Origin of the sequence: Aerosakkonema funiforme FACHB-1375, assembly GCF_014696265.1 — a bacterium.
GTDB lineage: Bacteria > Cyanobacteriota > Cyanobacteriia > Cyanobacteriales > Aerosakkonemataceae > Aerosakkonema > Aerosakkonema funiforme_A.
On sequence record NZ_JACJPW010000109.1, the window covers coordinates 1 to 19,191 of the forward strand.

Below are 19,191 nucleotides of genomic sequence, written 5' to 3' on the forward strand. Positions count from 1 at the left end.
GGAAAAGGGAAAAAATTAATTCCCCCGCTCCCCCACTCCCCCACTCCCCCACTCCCCCGCTCCCCCGCTCCCTCACTCTCCCGCTCATATCAATCGCTTTCTTCTTCTTCGCCGTTGGTGGGAGGAACTAAGGCGACTGCGGCGATCGCATCATCTTCGTCCAAGCGCTGCACGCGCACTCCCGTTGCCATACGGGATTGGGGGGAAATCGCATTCACAGCTTGACGAATGATGATACCTCGACTGGTAACCATCATTAACTCGTCATCTTGATTGACGACGTGCAGTGCGGCTAGACGATCGGCTGTTTTGCGGAACTTCGTCGCCAGTACGCCCATACCGGCACGATTTTGCAAGCGGAATTGAGATACCGGTACTCGCTTGCCGTAGCCTCCGGTGGTAATTACTAAAACCCAAGGGCCATCGGGAGCGCTGAGTGCTGTGTCCTGAGTGCTGAGTGAAGATTCTTCGCTTTGTTCGAGAGTTTCCGAGTTGACAGAAGCGCTTTCCTCTTCATCCGCAGCACTGAGGGCGCTATTCAAGACCGATCCGGGGAGAATGTCCATACTGATGAGTCGATCGCCTTCTTTGATGGACATCGCTCTGACACCTCGCGTGGCGCGACCTAAAGGACGCAATTGGTCGTGATCGGCTCTAAAATGAATGGCCATACCAAGACGCGATCCGATGATGATGCTATCTTCTACACGAGCGCGACGCACCCAGCGCAGTTGATCTCCTTCTTCCAAAGAAATGGCGATTAATCCATTGGCGCGGATATTGCTAAAAGCTGCCAGTTCTGTCTTTTTGATATAGCCGCCGCAGGTTAACATGATCAGGTATTCTTCGCTGGTGAATTCAGCGACGGATACGATCGAAGTAATTTTTTCATCTCGCGGAATGGGCAACATTTGCACAATTGGTACGCCGCGTGCGGTGCGAGATGAGGTGGGAATTTGATAAGCTTTCAGACAGTAGACGACACCGCGCTGGCTAAAGAACAAAACGCTATCGTGATCGCAACAAGTTAAAAAGTGTTCTACACCATCATCTTCTTTCATGCGGTTGGCGGATTTGCCGCGAGTTCCCCGACTTTGGGCTTCAAATGCGTTCACCGGCATTCGCTTGATGTAACCTTGTTCGGTCAGCAAAATCAGCGCTTTTTCGTTGGCAATTAAGTCGGTTTCGTCGATTTCGCCTTCGGCGTGTTCGATTGCCGTCCGTCTGGGTGTAGCAAACCGCTCTTTTACCTGCTTCGCTTCTGTTTCGATGATTTCCAAAATGCGATCGCGCCGCGCCAAAATATCTTTTAAATCGGCGATTTGCGTTTGCAAATCCTCGTGTTCTTGCCGAATTTTTTCTGCTTCCAATGCTGTCAATCGCCGCAATTGCATTTGCAGGATTGCATCTGCTTGCACTTCCGAAAGCCCGAATCTTTCCATCATTTCTTGACGGGCGGTAGGGGCGTCGGCGGCATTGCGGATCAGTTCGATGACAGCATCTAAATTTAATAGAGCGATCAGCAAACCTTGTAATAAGTGGTCTCGTTCCTCGGCTTTTCGCAGTTCGTGTTGAGTGCGACGGGTGACGCATTCTATGCGGAAATCTAGGAAGACGTTGAGGAATTGCTTGAGAGTGAGCAGCTGGGGTTCGCCATTAACGAGGGCTAGCATATTCGCCCCAAAGTTTGACTGCAATGGCGTTTGTTTGTAGAGGTTGTTGACGACGACTCTGGGATAAGCGTCGCGTTTTAGTTCGATGACGATCCGCATTCCGTCGCGATCGCTTTCATCCCGGATATCGGCGATTCCTTCCAGCTTTTTGTCGTTCACCATTTCGGCGATTTTCTCAATCAAAGCTGCCTTATTGGTTTGGTATGGCAACTCGGTAATAATTATGGCTTCTCTGTCCGGACGTCCGCGCTGTTCGATCGTTTCAATTTTTGCCACGCCTCTCATGGTGATCGAACCGCGCCCGGTGGTGTAGGCTTCTTTAATTGCAGACGTTCCCAATATTTGACTGCCAGTGGGAAAGTCTGGGCCAGGTATATATTTCATCAACTCGATATCAGTAATTTCTGGGTTGTGGATCAGCGCCACCAACCCATCAATCAGTTCTCCCAGATTGTGGGGCGGGATGTTGGTTGCCATGCCAACCGCGATACCGGATGAGCCGTTGAGCAATAGCTGGGGAACTCTTGCGGGCAATACGAGCGGTTCTTGCTGGGAACCGTCGAAGTTATCGCCAAAATCAACTGTTTCTGCCTCGATATCCCGCAGCATCGCTTCGGTAGTCAGGGCGTGCAGGCGACATTCGGTGTAGCGCATTGCCGCTGGGGGGTCGTTATCAACCGAACCGAAGTTGCCGTGTCCGTTGATGAGGGGCGATCGCATGGAAAAGTCCTGTGCCATCCGCACTAGGGCGTCGTACACCGCCGTGTCACCGTGAGGGTGATATTTACCCAACACTTCCCCTACCACACGGGCGCATTTCCGAAAAGGGCGGTCTGGCATCAGTCCCAGCTCGTGCATTGCGTAAAGGATGCGACGATGCACAGGTTTGAGACCATCCCTGGCATCTGGGAGCGCCCGACCTACAATTACGCTCATGGCGTATTCTAGGTAACACCGGGACATCTCGTTCCCTAAATCCGTGGGTATAATCCGCTCCTGGGAAGTGGTCATACAGTGAAAAACTCCAAAAATGTGAGATTTTAGTCGCTACAATGCAAATAGATGAGAATTTCGCGACCCTGAGTTTCAAGAATTGGCAAATACCATTAAAATTGTATCACATTTTGCCGTTTTGAGTCTGTGAAAATTTGCGGACAAAGGGAGAGGGAGTCGGGAGGAGGGAAGCGGGAGAGGGAGAGGGAGCAGGGAAATAACGATCGGCAGTAAACTTTAGCAGAAACAATACAATATACTGACTTTTGGACTTTAGGTTTCGATCGCGTATAAGTTTCAACTTGTATGTAGGTGATTGGGCTCATTCATGACAAATATGTCTTAACGTACATTACCTGTACGCAGACAAAGCAATCTGCGAGCTGTTCGGTGGATGCTTGCTTATGGTTGGTTTTTTTTGCTTTTGGATAGATTCTTTTATAACTCGCTCTGCCTCTTCCAATCAGCAGTAGTTACGTTAGTTGCGGTTTTCGTTTAGCAAATATTTACGGAAGTAAAATGAGTAGGTATTAAATAAACTAAATATGCACTGGTTATAACCAGTGTATATTTAGTGATTTAGACAAGCATTAAGAAACTAAATTGCCATTGGAGATGACAATTAACATCGAACTTACTTGGAGAAATTTCTGCTGGCTGGTGCTGTATTCTCATCTAAAGCATCAGCGCTAGTCTTAGCAGTATCTGGGTACACAGAACCAAATTCTTTCAAAGCTTTTCCTGACTCTTCGGCAATATTTTTCAACCGTTCGCCTGGAGAATCTTTCGTTTCGCGTGCTTCTTGATACCACTCGTTTGTAGTTTTGGGTCTGACGGAATCCTTCTCGTGTGCTGTGTCGAGAACTTTGTCGGTCAAGCGTTGATTATTGCGTCCGGAGTCAACATTTGTCGTCAGCAGCAGAAAACCGACTACGACAACAGCCAAAAAACGCTTTACCTGAAGTGCGTTAAGCACGGAACTGATGCGATCGATCGCTCTAGAAATCCAATTTTTCATGCTCGTACTCCATGAATTCGTTCAATATTCAAGCCAATTCGCTTTTTTGATTACAAATCTAAGGCTAACAGCAGCACAGACGATCGTTCCTCTAACATAAGTCATAGCTTGGTTATCTAGCTAGGGGTTAGGGACTGGGGGCTAGGGATTAGGAGAAAGAGGGAGGAGGGAGGAGGGAAAGGTGCAATTAAGAACGTCCTAACTGACGAGAGCGGCTATAAAAAAGAGAGCTTGTTTAAATCATGTTCTCTCACAAGAAACTATTAACTCATTCCGGCGATAGATGGCTGTCCGGTGAGCGATAATGTAGGGTATTTTTTTGGCAAAAATGCGGCAACTGGGGTTTTTCAAGTTTATGGTGGAAAAGGGCGCGATATCATTCAGCGATCGCTTGTTTTGGCGATTTGAGTTGAGAAGCGATTAGAGGTATTTTGGGAGCGAGGAAAAACCCCATTAAACTGGCGAATAAAATAGGAGTCAAGGGACTGATATTAGTCAGTTTCGAGACCAATAAAGTGGTACTGACAGGCGTGCGCGTCACCGCAGCATTGAGACCTGCCATTACACAAATCATCGCCAAGGCAGGATTCAATCCGGGGATAGAAATGGCGATCGCTTTGCCGATACAAGCGCCAGTGAAAAAGAGCGGTATGATAAATCCACCGCGCCATCCACCAGTAACCGTAAAGCCGATCGCAGCCATTTTCGCAAAGGCTAAACTTAACAGAAAAATGGCAGAAAAATTATTACTGATGACTAACTCTAACTCTTCATGCCCAAAATAACGGGTGAGGGGAAATAAAACTGCCAAACCGCCCAATACCAGACCGGCTATGGTCGTGCGAACATAAATAGGGCCGGGAATGCGGGCGAAAATACGATCGCACCCGCGAAAAATGGCCATGAAAATCCATCCCGCGATCGCACCAATGACTCCGTATGCGATCGCCAAAGCAAAATCATCGATATTATTTAAACCGTACTGGGGAAAACTCCAAGTTGGTGCAATTCCCAAATGGGTAATGGCAGCAAAAACCAGATAACTGGCGCAACTGGAAACTATCGCCGGCATCAGCGCTTCGTAGTATTCCAAAACGTGTTTGTGGTGCAAAATCTCCAAGGCGAACATCGCACCGCCAAGGGGTGCGCCGAACAAAGCAGTGAAACCCGCAGCCATTCCCGCTAAACTCATAGATCTGAGGTCTTCGCCTTTGAGCTGCAAACGGTCTGCAACCCAAGTACCAAAAGAACCGGTTACCTGTACTAGGGGTGCTTCTGGCCCAGCACTGCCACCTGCCGATATACTGGCGAGGGAAGCTAGAATCATGGGGGCATTTTTGCGAGCATCCAGGCGTCCGCCACGAAAATGGATATTATCGACAATCACGCCAATTTCGCCGGGATTGCCAAGGTGATGAATCACAAGACCGACGAATAAACCCAGTGTGGGCATGACTATGAGCAGACTTGGCCCTTCAATGCGGTTGAGGGCGTGAATCATCAACTCTAAGATGTTCCAGTACAATCCAGCGAATAAACCGCAAACAGTACCGACGACAGTCCAGCGCAACACCCAGCGGGAAATCATCAAAGGGTTGCGGTTTGTCAGTCCGCCAAGTTGGGAGGATATCCAAAGTTGAATTTTGTCGGTGACGGGGTGCTTGTTTGGTAGCACGGTTTGTTTCCTGGTTAGCTAGGGAAGGGGGTATGGGACGATCGCCAATGGAAAATGAAACAAAGGATACAGAATATTTAAGAATTTTATGCGGTTTGTCATCTTCTGACAAAAGTTTTTGGGTTGAGTGATGGGAAAAATTTTCTGTGGGAATCTAGGGTGAAGTTTTTACCGCAGATGTAAGCAGATAAACGCAGCCTATAGCAGATGGGAATCGCTTTGTGTTTGGATGATTTCGGTGCAGCCGATCGCAAATCCGAGTCTGCTACCCCTTTTTTCCGCCCCACTCTCCCACTCCCTCACTCTCCCTCTTTCCTCTGCCTCTCCCATATTGCTATTTTGGAAAAATGCTCGAATGCCTAAGTTTTTCTGTATCCGGTTCGGACTATGCTACCCGTAATTTACTCTGATGAGTTTTTGTTGCACGAAACTGGGGCGTATCATCCAGAACGTCCGCAACGCTTGAGTGCGATTGTCAATGCGTTGAAGGCGGCAAGTTATGCTGATCGGCTGGAGTGGCTGTTGCCGACGCCTCTGGCAAAAAGGTCTGCGATGCCTATTCTGGAAAGGGTTCACTCGCAAGAACACATTGAGAGAGTGCAGCTGATCGCTAAAAATGGTGGCGGACGACTGGATGCAGATACGCTGGTTTCTAAGAACAGTTACGATATTGCTTTGCTGGCGGTGAATGCTTGGTTGGATGGGGTCGATCGCACTCTGGCGACCTCAAATCCAGCTTTTGTGTTGGCGCGTCCCCCCGGACATCACGCGGAACGCGATCGGGGTATGGGGTTTTGCTTATTTTCCAATGCGGCGATCGCCGCTTACTACGCTTTGGAACAACCGGGAATTAAGCGCGTTGCTATCTTAGATTGGGATGTCCATCACGGTAACGGTACGCAAAATATTGTCGAAACTCATCCGCGCTTAGCATATTGTTCTTTGCATCAGTCTCCTTGCTATCCGGGAACGGGATATGCTGACGAACGGGGAGAGTACAAAAATGTGCTGAATATTCCGATGCTACCGGGTAGCACTGTGGCTGAGTATCGCATGGAGTTTGAATCGCAAGTTGTACCCTTTTTATCGAGATTTAAACCAGATTTGTTAATTGTTAGCGCTGGATACGATGCCAATGCTGCCGATCCGTTGGCGAGTATTGAATTGCTACCGCAAGATTTTGGTTTGTTTACAGATTATTGTTTGCAAATAACTCGGAAAATTTTGTTTGGTTTGGAAGGCGGTTACGATTTAGCTGCGCTGGCCGAGTCGGTTGTAGCGACGATCGAACGCTGTTTGATTTAGTAAATTTAAATCGCAGATAAACACAGATGAATATCATAATTATCTGCGTTTATCTGCTTTATTTGCGGTAAAAAATAGCGAACTATTTGCCTAATTCTTGATATTAAATCTCCTCAAAAGGTAGAAAGTAATGCTCCAAGTTGCAGTTTTTGTTTGTGTTGGGTGGCTTTTGTCGGTTTGTCTGCACGAATTCGGTCATGCGATCGTTGCTTATTGGGGTGGCGATACTTCCGTGAAAGACAAAGGATATCTTACTTTAAATCCGCTCAAATATACCGATTTTAATTTGAGTTTGGTAATGCCGCTGATTTTTCTACTTTTAGGTGGGATTCCGCTACCGGGTGCGGCAGTTTATATCGACCACCGAAGACTACGCAGTCGCTGGTGGAAAAGTGCGGTCTCCGCAGCGGGACCATTCGCCAGTATTTTGGTGGCGGTTTTGTTGACAATAAGTTTTCGGTTTGGTTCGTCATTGCCATTAGTTGAGTATAGGTGGATATGGCCGGCTTTGGCATTTCTAATTTACCTAGAAGTATATGTGGTTATCCTCAATTTGCTGCCGATTCCAGGTCTTGATGGTTATGGTATTATTGACCCGTGGTTGCCTCCAGAAATTCAAGAGCGATCGCGAAAGTTCGGTCAATACGGAATCTTTGTCCTCTTCGTGCTGCTTTGGTTTGTAGAACCGTTCAATCGGCTGTTGGGAGAAGGTGCTTTTTCCATTAGCCAAATGCTTGGAATTCCATCGCAGATGGTAGGGATGGGATACCGTTTATTCAACGAATGGGCGAAGGTTTTGCTAGTAGTGGCTATTGTGATTGCGATCGCAGTACGCCAGCTGACGAAAAAACCACATGAGAAGTGGTATGAGCAAGGCAACGGACGCATTAGAGGGCGAAAATATGAAGAGGCGATCGCAGCTTTTGACCAAGCAATTCGGGTCAAGTCTGATTTCCCGGAAGCTTGGTATATGCGCGGATATGCGTTATTGCAATTACAGCGGTATGAAGATGCGATCGCTGCTTACGATAAGGCGGTGGAAATCAAACCTGAGTATTGGGAAGCTTGGTACGATCGAGGCATTGCGCTAGAAATTGTGCAGCGACGCGAAGATGCGATATACTCTTATGAAAAGGCAGCGCAAATCAAACCCGATTTCCATTTAGCTTGGTACAAGTTAGGAGTGCAGCTAAATCATTTTCAACGATATGAAGAAGCAATTGCTGCTTACGATAAGGCAATTGAAATCCAACCTTATGATGCGAATATTTGGACTGACCGAAGTGCGGCGCTAGGTTATTTGAAGCGATATGATGATGCGATCGCTGCTGGCGAGAAAGCAATTAAAATCAATCCCAAACTCTTTTTTGCTTGGTATAACAAAGCTTGTGCTTACGCCGAACTGGGCAATGTCGAATTAGCTATGGAAAACTTACAAATGGCAGCCAAGCTAGATGCTGAGAAATTTAAGGAAAATGCCAAAAAAGATCCGAGTTTCGATTCAATTCGTCACCATCAAGCTTTTAGCAAATTGATTGGTGAATAGGCGATATATGCCTGTGCAATCTCTATGCAAAAGTTCATTTACTCAGATATTCTCAGATATTATTGAGAATGGCGCAAAATCTGAGTCTACATTTTCTCCCCCACTCCTGGTCTCCCCCACTTCCCCACTCCAGGGCTCGTTCGATTATGAAAGTATGGGATTGCCAAGGAAAAATTTATCTTTTTTTCAAAATAGGTAAAAATTTGTTAATGGCGATGCAGAAAATATCGCCACTGCTGATATAAATGACGAGTCCATAAATAAAGGAACCAACCAAAATGAGTAAATATGACGAAATCTTCGCCTCTGAAGTTCAAAGCGAACAGAAACTGAATTCTGAAGAAGCGGTAGCAGCCATAATCTTTGCGGCCATGTTCGCAGGCAAGGAAATCAATGACGAAGAAATGGAATATTTAAATGATATACTATCTGACACCGGAGTGTTCGATAGTTATTCACCAGAAGAAATCCAACAAACGTTAGATAAAATAACCGATATTTACAATGAAGAAGGTAGCGGGGTTTTGTTTAACACAGCTATTAATTCCATTTCAGACGAGTTCGTGGAAATCGCTTTTGAGGGAGCGGTTGCGGTGGTTTTAGCAGAAGAAAATCTCCCGGAAGAGGAAGAAAGTTTTGTCAATAAGCTTCAGGAAGCTTTGGACATTCCAGAAGATGTAGCGCAGGAGATTATAGACGACTTTGTGAGCGCGTGAGGTGAGATTTATTTGAATAGGGGTTGCTGAATTGGTGGTAATAGAAAATGGCCTCTACAATGGGGCTATATTTTTTTGTTTTTAGGAGTGATGATGTATAAAATAGAAAAAAGCGCTGGTCTGAGGTAGTCAATGAAACCGGATGATTTGCAAAGATTTTTTAAGGTATGTAACCCTGCTTATACGATCGATGTGGCGAAAGCTGAGGATAAGCAATACTATATCGATTTTTCTTCTGTGAGAGGAGGGGAAATTATTGAGGAGTTGGCAAGATCGATCGCCATCTTCTCTCCCAATGAATCAACCTGTCAGTTGTTTACGGGACATATCGGTTGTGGGAAGTCTACGGAGTTGTTGCGACTGAAGAAAAGGTTGGAAGATGCAGGATTTCATGTAGTTTACTTCGAGTCGAGTCAGGATCTCGATATGGCTGATGTGGATATCAGCGATATTTTGCTGGCCATTGCCAAGCAAGTTTTTGAAAGCTTAGAAGCAGTGGAAATTAAGCTAAAGCCAAGATATTTCGAGAGGCTATTTGGTGAAGTGAAAGATTTTATGAAAACGCCCATAGATCTTTCATGGACATCAGAGTTTTCTACTCCCATTGGCAAAATTACGGCCAAAACGAAAGATAACCCTTCGGTGCGGAAAGAGTTAAGGCAATATTTAGAACCGCGAACGGATAACATTTTAGAATCGATTAATGACGAACTATTAAAAAGTGCGGATGAGAAACTCAAGCAAGCTGGTAAAAAAGGATTGGTGGTACTTGTTGATAATCTCGATCGCGTGGATAGTTCGCCAAAAGTTGGGGAACGGATGCAGCCGGAATATTTGTTTATCGATCGAGGAGAGCAGTTACGGCGATTGAACTGTCATTTAGTTTATACTATTCCGCTGGGATTGATTTTTTCTAATGAGTACAATGTACTTGTCAATCGCATGGGAGGAGGGGTAGATGCAAAGGTTTTGCCGATGGTTCCTGTGCAGTCGCGAGATGGAAAGGAGTTTTCAAAGGGGATGGAATTGCTGCGCGAAATGGTTTTGGTGAGAGCATTTCCAAAGCTGAATCGGGATGAACAAATTAACTCAATCGCAGAAGTTTTTGATAGCCTCGAAACTTTGGATCGACTTTGCCGAGTTAGCGGCGGTCATGTGCGGAATTTGTTAGGATTGCTCTATAGTTGTATCCAGAAAAAAGACCCACCGATCGGTCAAAATACTTTGGAAACAGTGATTAAGGAAAGACGCAATCAGTTAATGCGAGGAATTAAAACGGATGATTGGGAATTGCTGCGGAAAGTGAAGGAAGAGAAAACTTTGGGACAAGGTTCACTATATCAAACTTTGTTGCGAAGTATGTTTGTTTTTGAATATCGCGATGATGATGGCCCTTGGTTCGATCTCAATCCAATTTTAGCAGATGCCAAACAACTAAATCCATGAGTGAATCGCAGCCACTAGAAAATATATCTGCCGATAATGAGGAATCTTTGCAGACGCTTTTACGTGCGATCGCACTTTCTCAGGGAGACTTTTCCCTGATTCTAGTGGTCTGCAACTATGCAGCTTTGTGCGATCGCATGGCGCAACGGCTGCTAGTATCTTCATCGGTGAAAATTGAAAAAATAGAATTGGGAAAGTTTGTTCCCAATCTTTACAGCACGATTGTTTCCAAATTGGGAGAAGAAAAGCCACCTGCATTAATGGTGTTTGGTTTGGAGGCGGTTGACGAGATCGATCGCGTACTCACTTCGGCTAATTATGTCCGGGAAGAATTTCGCAAAAATCTGCCGTTTCCGGTTCTTTTGTGGGTGAATGATGAAGCGATCGAAAAGTTTATTCGGTTAGCGCCGGATATTTTTAGTTGGTCTACTACGGTTGAGTTATCGATGACTAACGATGAATTGATAGAGTTAATTCGGCAAAGAACTAACCAGTTGTTTGCTACTGAAACAAATTTTTATTTAAATTTAGAAACCTTTTCGGAAGCTTGGCGAGAAATAGCAGCGGCAGAACGGGATTTACAAAATCGTCAAGCTGTGTTATTGACAGAGTTAGAAGCTTGTTTGCAAGTTTGGCACGGCTTAAATGATTTTACCAATAATCGGCTAGATGAAGCTTTAGAAAATTATCAGGAAAGCTTTCTTTTTTGGCAACAGGAGAATCATCGAGAACGGCAAGGCATATTGCTGCTGGCTATTGCCGAATGCTATAAGCAGAAAGCAATACAGCAGCGGGTAAAGAATCAGGAATTTTGGCAAGAAGAAAAATATTTCCTTTGGGAATCCCTCAAGAATTTCGAGCGATCGCAACGGCTGGATTTAGTTGCCAAACATATTAGCAAACTCGGTGAAGTGCTGCGACGCTTGCAAGCATGGCCAGAGCTAAAATCGCTGGTAGAGAAAAAAGCAATTAAACTGCATCTAACTTATGGAGACCCAAGCCAATTAGCTCAAGATAGAGGATTTTTGGCACAAGTTTCCTTAGAAGAATCTCGCTGGGATGAAGCCAAGCAACAGGCAGAAGCAGCACTGAAAATATTAGCTGAATCTCCTCTGATTCAACCAGATGAGTTACAGGAAAAAGGTTTTTATCAATTAATTTTAGCATTTTCGCTGCGAAAGTTAGGTGAAAAGCAACAGGCTGATGAACACTTAAGCCAAGCCTTTAGAGAAAGCAAGCCGCAGTACGAACCCCAGCTTTATATCAATATTTTGGGTAAGTTGAGAGAACTTTATTTTCAGCAACGCGATTATGGAAAAGCTTTTGAAATTAAGGTGGAAGAATATGCAATTCAATATCATTATAACTTTTTAGCTTTTGCTGGCGTAGCTCATTTTACTGCCAAAAGTAAGATAATTAATTCGACCCTGACAGAAACCGCCAAACAAGCAATTGTAGAACGGGAAATCTCCGGTCGAGAACCAGATGTGAAGCGATTGTGGGCAAGAATTAGCGCAGATTACTGCAAATTAATCGTCATTTACGGTCAGTCAGGGGTGGGTAAAAGTTCCCTAGTGAGAGCAAAGTTATTTCCGAAATTGCAACAAGAAAAGATTGATACCCGCCAAGGCTTACCCGTGCTGTTGCGATTTTATAATGGTTGGGTTAAGACTTTAGGCGATAATTTAAGAAAAGAGTTTCAGGAAGTTACAGGGGAAAACTTATCTGCATCTTTGGATTCTCCGGAAGAGATTATCCAACAGTTGCAGAAGAATGCCGAACTTAACCTGTTAACGGTTCTCATTTTTGACCAGTTTGAAGAATTCTTTTTTGTTCACGGAGAGCCAAAAATAAGGCAAAATTTTTATCGTTTTTTGAATAGTTGTTTAAATATTCCCTATTGCAAAGTTATCCTCTCCATTCGGGAAGATTATTTGCATTGCTTGTTGGAATTAAACCGTTTAGATAATAAAGTAATCAATGAAAATATTCTCGATAAGAAGATTCTTTACAGTTTGGGTAACTTTTCCCGACCGGAAGCCAAGTTAGTCATCGCCAGTTTAACCAAACAATCCCAGTTTGAATTAGAGTCAGCGTTGCTGGAACAACTGGTAGAAGATTTAGCGGCTGATTTGGATGGAGTATTGCCAATTGAGTTGCAGATTGTCGGCGCACAACTGGAAGCAGAAAAAATTACCAGTTTGGCAAAATATCGGGAGTTGGGTGAGAAACCGAAAGCGCAATTGGTAGCGCGATATTTGGCAGATATCGTCAATGATTGCGGCCAAGAGAATATCAAACTTACTAGATTGGTTTTGTACTTGCTCACGAATGAAAATAACACCCGTCCGCTGAAAACTCGCGCTGAGTTGGTACAGGAGTTGGAGTTAAAAACCGATAATTTAGATTTGGTTTTGGAGATTTTATTAGGTTCCGGTTTGGTGGTGGAGGTGGAAGCAGCCAACACTAGATATTATCAACTGGTTCACGATTATTTGGTGTGGTTTATTCGCCAGCAGCAGGGTGCGGAATTATTAGCGGAATGGAAGAGACGAGCAGAAGAATTTCAGGCAGGACAAATTGACGCCCTCAGTCGCTATTCAGATATACTTTTTAATCAAAATAAAGAGTTTGATGCGCTGATAGAAGGTTTACGGGCGGGTGTCACACTCAAGCAAGCGAGTACAGCAAACGCTTATATCCGCATCCAAGTTTTAACAGCATTGAGGCAGGCCGTTTACAGCGTGCAAGAATGCAACCGCTTGGAGAGACATAACCATGCGGTCAATAGTGTCAGTTTCAGTCCCGACGGTCAAACTATTGCTTCTGGGAGTTCGGACAACACGATTAAACTGTGGAGTCGGGATGGCAAATTACTGCAAACTCTCAGCGGACATAACGCTGCGGTCATAAGTGTCAGTTTCAGTCCCGACGGTCAAACTCTAGCTTCTGGGAGCTTTGACAAGACGGTTAAACTGTGGAATCGGGATGGCACATTACTCCAAACTCTCAGCGGACATAACGCTGAGGTCATAAGTGTTAGTTTCAGTCCCGACGGTCAAACTCTAGCTTCTGGGAGCTTTGACAAGACGGTTAAACTGTGGAATCGGGATGGCAAATTACGCCAAACTCTCAGCGGACATAACGCTGAGGTCATAAGTGTTAGTTTCAGTCCCGACGGTCAAACTCTAGTTTCTGGGAGCCTTGACAAGACGATTAAACTGTGGAATCGGGATGGCAAATTACGCCAAACTCTCAGCGGACATAACGCTGCGGTCATAAGTGTCAGTTTCAGTCCCGACGGTCAAACTATTGCTTCTGGTAGTGAGGACAACACGATTAAACTGTGGAATCGGGATGGCAAATTACTCCAAACTCTCTGCGGACATAACGCTGCGGTTTGGAGTGTCAGTTTCAGTTCCGACGGTCAAACTCTAGCTTCTGGGAGCTTTGACAAGACGGTTAAACTGTGGAATCGGGATGGCAAATTACTCCAAACTCTCTGCGGACATAACTATACGGTCAATAGTGTCAGTTTCAGTCCCGACGGTCAAACTATTGCTTCTGGGAGTTGGGACAACACGATTAAATTGTGGAGTCGGAATGGCAAATTACTCCAAACTCTCTGCGGACATAACGGTTGGGTCTATAGTGTCAGTTTCAGTCCCGACGGTCAAACTATTGCTTCTGGTAGTGAGGACAACACGATTAAATTGTGGAGTCGGAATGGCAAATTACTGCAAACTCTCAGCGAACATAACGATGGGGTGTTGAGTGTCAGTTTCAGTCCCGACGGTCAAACTATTGCTTCTGGGAGTAGCGACAACACGATTAAACTGTGGAGTCGGGATGGCAAATTACTGCAAACTCTCAGCGGACATAACTATCCGGTCAATAGTGTCAGTTTTAGTCCCGACGGTCAAACTATTGCTTCTGGGAGTTCGGACAAGACAGTAATTTTACGGAATTTGGATTTAGATAATTTACTGGCGCAGGGTTGCGATTGGGTGCGCGATTATCTGACGAATAATATTAATGTGAGTGAGAGCGATAGGCGTTTGTGCGATGGAATTGGGAGTGGGAAGTAGCGCAGGAAAGGGATAGGCGCGGATGCACGGATGAGATGAGGGGATGTGCGATTATGCTTCACTTCGCTGTCAGCCCGCCTGCGATTCAAATCGCAGGCTCATAGCGAAAGTCCATTAAAATGGACTGAATACAAATTTTTCAGTCCACTTAAGTGGACTTGGGCTATTAGCTGGGGAATTGATTCCCCAGCGGGTGAAGTTGGGCTATTAGCTGGGGAATTGATTCCCCAGGGGGTGAACAAATCGCCACTACAAGGTAATTTTTGAGGAAATTTGGGGTGCGATTCGGTGTGCGATCGCTCAAAAGATATCAAGTTTAATTCTATATAAAAAGCCATTCACGAAAGCTGTCAGCCCGCCAGCGATTCAAATCGCTAGGCTCATAGCGAAAGTCCATTAAAATGGACTGAATACAAATTTTTCAGTCCACTTAAGTGGACTTGGGCTATTAGCTGGGGAATTGATTCCCCAGCGGGTGAACAAATCGCCACTACAACATTATTGCTTGGTCTATAACTAATGCCCATTTCCAAACTCTTTCAAACTTCCTGCTTCTGTGCAGCAGCAGCCCTTTTAGCTTCCGCCCTCAGTCGCCACTTTTCCGCATGAGCCGTTATCGACTCGCACATTTCCCTTGCTTTCTGTTCCGCTTTCTTAGCAAGTTCCACAATTTCTAGAAGTTCCTTTTCATCCATTTCTTTCTGTTTCATTTTTCTCCTTCTTCTTCCTGCTTTCTAGCCATTCCTTCTTCATACCAGCCTTGGTATTTCTCTGCCATTGCTGTTGCCATTTCGCTTATCTCTTTAAGTTGTTGTTCGCCAATCTTGGCTAATTCCAGAATTTCGAGTAATTTCTTTTCATCCAAAACTTTTTGTGTCATAAGCCTAATTATTAAATTATTTTATTTTTAAAGAGAGCAATCTGAGCGATCGCACTTCTTTGCATACCGGAAGTGCGATCGCCCTTTTTCATCCCTACCGATCTTACTTCTGTGCAGCTACTTCTACTACTCTTTTAGCTTCATACCAACGTTTGTATTTGGCAGTATTAGCTGTGATCGTTTCACACATTTTCCTGGCTTTCTGTTCAGCTTCCTTTGCTAATTCCAGAATCTCTAGGAGTTCATTTTCATCCAGTTCTTTTTGTGTCATTGCAAGTTCTCCAATCGAGTTTTAACCCTACCAACAGTTATTTTTGTTTCCAGCACTTGACCTAACTCTATTGCTAAATCTTCTCCAACCTCCTGAATTTTTTCTTCTATAATCACATCATTTGCTGAGAGATACTCAACACTAACCTGTATTCGCCTTCTGGATGTTTCTGCAAAAAACATACTCGTATTCAAAAAGGCAAACAACTGAACCAATGTAAAATTGTTGGGGAAACGCTCCATGCTGACTCTGGCCAGGTTAAGTCCTGCTGTTGCTTCCCGCTCGATCGTATCTAACTCTTGGTTTAATCGCTCAATCAGAGCATTCAGTTCTGATGGAATAGCCATAATTATGAGATTATATCATATTTAGTAATTAGACAATTAAAATTTTTAGAAAAACTTCGTTTGATTTTCTATTCCCAATTAGCTAATCTTAGAAACTTTGCCAGTGCTGCCGTTAAGTTCCACCAAGTCACCGTCTTTTAACCATTCGGTGACGCCGGGGAGAGAGACGATCGCAGGAATTCCCAACTCTCGCGCAACAATGGCAGCGTGAGATAGCAAACTGCCTTTTTCTACTAGCAAACCAGCAGCGGCGGGAAATAGCAAAATCCAACCCGGATCGGTGCGATCGGCAACAATAATTGTACCTGGTTGTAGGGGTACGCTGTTCTCATTTCCGACAATTTGTTTTGGATCTTTAATCACGCGCACAGCACCGCGCACGACTCCCGGAGAGCAACCGATTCCCTGTAAATAGCTGTGGTGCGTTACGCTCGATTGCGTTTCGCTAACGCACCCTACGGAATCTGAAGAAACCAACCCATTCTCAATTCCCCGATAAACTATGCCTCGCGTTTCAAAGCGATCGCCTGGTGATGGCATATCCTTATATTTGGCAAATTCTGCTTGACGCACAGCTACCAATCCTTTCAGGTCTGTGCAGGTAGCTGTACCTTCAATAAATCCCAAAATTTCGTTTACTTCTAAATAGAAAATATCGCGGGGAGAGTTCAGCAAATCGAGTGCATAAAAACGCTTTCCTAATTCTACAAAAACTCGCCGTGCGCGACCAAAAACGCGGGTACGTTCAAAGCGTAAATTTTCGCGATCGCGCACTCGTCTTCGAGCATTTTTCAGCACCCAATTAAACACGAATCGCCGCAAAGGATTGCCCCTCAACGCTCTCCTCACTCGTAATTCTGCTGTTTTTCGAGAAGAGGGGGAGACGGGGAGAGAGGGGGAAGGGGAGAGGGATAATTGACCGATCGCACGCAATAAAGGAAGTGGATTATCCTGAAGTGTGGGACTTTCTAATTTGAGTTCTTCCAAGCAGCGATCGCCAAACTTATCCAAATATTGCTGATACAATAATTTAAACTGAGGCAATTGTGCCATTGCTGGCAAAATCGCAGTTAAGGAACCATCACACAACAGTTTGGCAAATTCACGATTCACAGTCACCAAATCGGCCATTTCTCGCATTTTTTTGGCAGGTTCTGTACTGATAATATTGCCTTCGCCGCCAATCAAATCGTTTTGCAGGGTTTTCGATTCATCGTTGCACCATTTTTCGGTTAGCCGTCGCAAAACACCGTAGAAAATCATCGCCAAGAAATCGTTAATTAATGGTGCATCCCAACGAGTCAGCAATTGACTTTCAATTTGGCGATAATAAGCTGCCAATTCATCGGGACGCAAATCTTCTATATTGAATGGCGACGCCTGCAAAGCTCGATCTAATCGTCGATAAAATTGCCGAATGCGACGGGGGAGAAGGAAATAATTTGTGACTAAACCTACAACTGTTTTAACCAATCGCCAACTATCTTGCAAACGCTCTTGCCAACTAGCACTTTGCAACTCAGTTATAATACTTTCTGGCAAAGATTCCCGCACTCCCATCATTTGTTCCATGAAGCGCCGATTGACTGTAAAACCGGGCAATAATGCTAAAACTCGATACCAACTCAGCAAGTTATAATAAACTCTGCCTTGAACTAGCCCAATCATGCGGCTAAATGTGTCGTTGTGTCGGTTAATTGTAGCTAGCGGTACTCCCATGAAACGGCAGAATTGCCGATACACTTCTTCATAAGCGCGACGCGCAAAAGAAAAGGTTAGGGGTGTGGTGACGCCGCTATAACTTTCCGCGATGTTGCTGTTATCCCAAATATTGAAAATGCCATCAGGATCGGAGATTTGTGTCAGTGCGGTGATGGGACGAGATTGCAATAAATAAATTTGTCCATCTTCAATTGCCCACTCAATATCTTGAGGTCGATCGAAGTAATTGCTTACCTCACGTACCAGCTTTGCAACTGCTAGGATTTGTTCGTCACTAAGGATAGGGTTTTCGCCAATTATTTGACGTTGAATGATGTTTTTTTGGCGATCGACATGATAGGTGTCGCCTTCGTTTTCTCCCGATACTAAAGAATTACCCAAACCGCAAACCGCACCGATTACTGCTATACTCCGTCTTCCCGTTACCGGATCTGCTGCAAAAGCAACTCCGGATACTGTGGGATTAACCATGCGTTGAATTAGCACGGCGGGGGGTTTTGGCATTGCAGACAAGCCAAGTTCTCGACGGTAATTCAAGATGCGATCGCTAAAATTCGATTGCCAAACTGCTACTATTTTTTCTGCTACTTCTTCTAGCGGTACGTTCAAAAAACTATCGAGTTGTCCTGCGAAAGAATGTTGCACATTATCTTCTTCAATTGCAGACGATCGCACTGCTACTAATTCCCCATTCGGGCAAAGTCGATGCAGGGTGTAGAGTAATTCTAATTTGACTGTTTTGTGTAGTTGGAGGTTGGTCAGCAATCTCTGAATTTTCACTTCATTTTGTTGTAGAGACGTTTCATCAAACGTCTCTACAGATAAAGAATTTTCATAAAATCTTTCTACAAAATTAAGACTGGTTTCAAAAGCTGTGGGGGAGAGTACAAAGCCTTTGGGGATGAGGAAACCTGCTTGTTGCAATTGGGCGATCGCTCTTGCCTTACCTCCCAGTATAGACGCCACCTCTTCCTTTCCCGCTACATCCAAGTTTTCATAATAAGTTTTTAAACTCCCTAGTGCCAATGTTTCCAAATTGATTATAATTTCCATGTTAGATTAATTTTTTTGTTCTTCAGTAATGAATTAAAGTTGTAGATGTCCTCTTGAGATGAGAAAGCTTTCGATGGTAAGTAATAAAATTGCTTTTGCGAAACAATGAAGTAATAAGTACGCCTTTTCACGACCCTCTGAATATTGCCCAGATTTATTTCTATTATACTACCATCTACAAAATATATTTTTATCCGTTCATCACCGATCTCAAATTGATGAGCTTTGTACGCCCTGTTGTTCTCCTGTGCAATCAAGAAGGTTAATAATAGACTAACGAACAAGACAATTAAAATTAAAATAGGCACTAGGAAAGACAGCATCACTCTTAAAGGTAATCCGGACAACTTTATGAATATTGCCAGAACTATCAATACCACACTGAATTTTAGAGAAAATTCAATTATAATATCTTTGCATAAATCCCGAACTGTCCATCTGTATTCCCGACTTATAAT

At 44.4% G+C, this 19,191-nt stretch carries 14 protein-coding genes; 5 read left to right on the plus strand and 9 right to left on the minus strand.

Going from position 1 to position 19,191, the window contains the following annotated elements; translation table 11 throughout:
- Nucleotides 1–89: 89 nt before the first annotated feature.
- The 4 genes from gyrA to H6G03_RS29730 all read right to left on the minus strand — a co-directional run bounded on the left by gyrA (nucleotide 90) and on the right by H6G03_RS29730 (nucleotide 5,646).
- Entirely contained in the window at nucleotides 90–2,684 is a 2,595-nt protein-coding gene (gyrA, locus tag H6G03_RS29715) for a DNA gyrase subunit A (RefSeq protein WP_190472945.1), read from the minus strand.
- A 616-nt stretch (nucleotides 2,685–3,300) separates the two neighbouring features.
- Nucleotides 3,301–3,684 carry a hypothetical protein gene (locus H6G03_RS29720; protein ID WP_190472946.1) on the minus strand — a complete coding sequence of 128 codons (384 nt, stop codon included), beginning with the start codon at nucleotides 3,682–3,684 and terminating at the stop codon, nucleotides 3,301–3,303.
- Between the two features lie 376 nt (nucleotides 3,685–4,060).
- Nucleotides 4,061–5,359: a chloride channel protein gene (locus H6G03_RS29725; RefSeq protein ID WP_322112001.1), complete on the minus strand. Its 1,299-nt coding sequence runs from the start codon at nucleotides 5,357–5,359 to the stop codon at nucleotides 4,061–4,063.
- 98 nt (nucleotides 5,360–5,457) lie between these two features.
- Nucleotides 5,458–5,646, minus strand: coding sequence for a hypothetical protein (locus tag H6G03_RS29730; protein WP_190472949.1), 189 nt, complete (start codon nucleotides 5,644–5,646; stop codon nucleotides 5,458–5,460).
- Nucleotides 5,647–5,746: 100 nt separating this feature from the next.
- On the opposite strand from H6G03_RS29730, the gene H6G03_RS29735 reads away from it, so the two are divergent.
- From H6G03_RS29735 to H6G03_RS29755, 5 genes are all read left to right on the plus strand, one after another.
- Nucleotides 5,747–6,664 carry a histone deacetylase family protein gene (locus tag H6G03_RS29735; protein ID WP_190472951.1) on the plus strand — a complete coding sequence of 306 codons (918 nt, stop codon included), beginning with the start codon at nucleotides 5,747–5,749 and terminating at the stop codon, nucleotides 6,662–6,664.
- A 130-nt stretch (nucleotides 6,665–6,794) separates the two neighbouring features.
- On the plus strand, nucleotides 6,795–8,210 hold the full coding sequence (locus H6G03_RS29740; RefSeq protein ID WP_190472954.1) for a tetratricopeptide repeat protein: 1,416 nt from the start codon (nucleotides 6,795–6,797) through the stop codon (nucleotides 8,208–8,210).
- Between the two features lie 278 nt (nucleotides 8,211–8,488).
- Nucleotides 8,489–8,926, plus strand: a complete 438-nt coding sequence (locus tag H6G03_RS29745) for a tellurite resistance TerB family protein (protein WP_190472957.1) — start codon at nucleotides 8,489–8,491, stop codon at nucleotides 8,924–8,926.
- Nucleotides 8,927–9,058: 132 nt separating this feature from the next.
- Nucleotides 9,059–10,372 (plus strand): P-loop NTPase fold protein, encoded by a 1,314-nt coding sequence (locus tag H6G03_RS29750; RefSeq protein ID WP_190472959.1) that lies wholly within the window; start codon nucleotides 9,059–9,061, stop codon nucleotides 10,370–10,372.
- Nucleotides 10,369–14,460: an nSTAND1 domain-containing NTPase gene (locus H6G03_RS29755; protein WP_190472962.1), complete on the plus strand. Its 4,092-nt coding sequence runs from the start codon at nucleotides 10,369–10,371 to the stop codon at nucleotides 14,458–14,460. Before H6G03_RS29750 ends, H6G03_RS29755 begins: the two co-directional genes overlap by 4 nt.
- Nucleotides 14,461–14,999: 539 nt before the next feature.
- On the opposite strand, the gene H6G03_RS29760 is transcribed toward H6G03_RS29755, so the two are convergent.
- The 5 genes from H6G03_RS29760 to H6G03_RS29780 all read right to left on the minus strand — a co-directional run bounded on the left by H6G03_RS29760 (nucleotide 15,000) and on the right by H6G03_RS29780 (nucleotide 18,733).
- Nucleotides 15,000–15,170 carry a hypothetical protein gene (locus H6G03_RS29760; protein ID WP_190472965.1) on the minus strand — a complete coding sequence of 57 codons (171 nt, stop codon included), beginning with the start codon at nucleotides 15,168–15,170 and terminating at the stop codon, nucleotides 15,000–15,002.
- On the minus strand, nucleotides 15,167–15,340 hold the full coding sequence (locus H6G03_RS29765; protein ID WP_190472968.1) for a hypothetical protein: 174 nt from the start codon (nucleotides 15,338–15,340) through the stop codon (nucleotides 15,167–15,169). Before H6G03_RS29765 ends, H6G03_RS29760 begins: the two co-directional genes overlap by 4 nt.
- A gap of 103 nt (nucleotides 15,341–15,443) precedes the next feature.
- Complete coding sequence (locus H6G03_RS29770) at nucleotides 15,444–15,611, minus strand: hypothetical protein (RefSeq protein WP_190472970.1); 168 nt, start codon at nucleotides 15,609–15,611, stop codon at nucleotides 15,444–15,446.
- Nucleotides 15,608–15,958 (minus strand): restriction endonuclease subunit S, encoded by a 351-nt coding sequence (locus tag H6G03_RS29775; RefSeq protein WP_190472973.1) that lies wholly within the window; start codon nucleotides 15,956–15,958, stop codon nucleotides 15,608–15,610. Before H6G03_RS29775 ends, H6G03_RS29770 begins: the two co-directional genes overlap by 4 nt.
- A 78-nt stretch (nucleotides 15,959–16,036) precedes the next feature.
- A complete protein-coding gene (locus H6G03_RS29780; protein ID WP_190472977.1) occupies nucleotides 16,037–18,733 on the minus strand; it encodes a PEP/pyruvate-binding domain-containing protein in 2,697 nt (898 codons plus the stop codon).
- Nucleotides 18,734–19,191: the final 458 nt, after the last annotated feature.

Excerpts from the sequence above, each read along its gene's own strand:
- H6G03_RS29770 (WP_190472970.1), bottom strand. The coding sequence starts at position 15,611 with ATGACACAAAAAGAACTGGATGAAAATGAACTCCTAGAGATTCTGGAA.
- H6G03_RS29775 (WP_190472973.1), bottom strand. The coding sequence starts at position 15,958 with ATGGCTATTCCATCAGAACTGAATGCTCTGATTGAGCGATTAAACCAA.
- H6G03_RS29765 (WP_190472968.1), bottom strand. The coding sequence starts at position 15,340 with ATGACACAAAAAGTTTTGGATGAAAAGAAATTACTCGAAATTCTGGAA.
- H6G03_RS29735 (WP_190472951.1), top strand. The coding sequence starts at position 5,747 with ATGCTACCCGTAATTTACTCTGATGAGTTTTTGTTGCACGAAACTGGG.
- H6G03_RS29740 (WP_190472954.1), top strand. The coding sequence starts at position 6,795 with ATGCTCCAAGTTGCAGTTTTTGTTTGTGTTGGGTGGCTTTTGTCGGTT.
- H6G03_RS29745 (WP_190472957.1), top strand. The coding sequence starts at position 8,489 with ATGAGTAAATATGACGAAATCTTCGCCTCTGAAGTTCAAAGCGAACAG.
- H6G03_RS29760 (WP_190472965.1), bottom strand. The coding sequence starts at position 15,170 with ATGAAACAGAAAGAAATGGATGAAAAGGAACTTCTAGAAATTGTGGAA.
- H6G03_RS29750 (WP_190472959.1), top strand. The coding sequence starts at position 9,059 with ATGAAACCGGATGATTTGCAAAGATTTTTTAAGGTATGTAACCCTGCT.
- gyrA (WP_190472945.1), bottom strand. The coding sequence starts at position 2,684 with ATGACCACTTCCCAGGAGCGGATTATACCCACGGATTTAGGGAACGAG.
- H6G03_RS29755 (WP_190472962.1), top strand. The coding sequence starts at position 10,369 with ATGAGTGAATCGCAGCCACTAGAAAATATATCTGCCGATAATGAGGAA.
- H6G03_RS29720 (WP_190472946.1), bottom strand. The coding sequence starts at position 3,684 with ATGAAAAATTGGATTTCTAGAGCGATCGATCGCATCAGTTCCGTGCTT.
- H6G03_RS29780 (WP_190472977.1), bottom strand. The coding sequence starts at position 18,733 with ATGGAAATTATAATCAATTTGGAAACATTGGCACTAGGGAGTTTAAAA.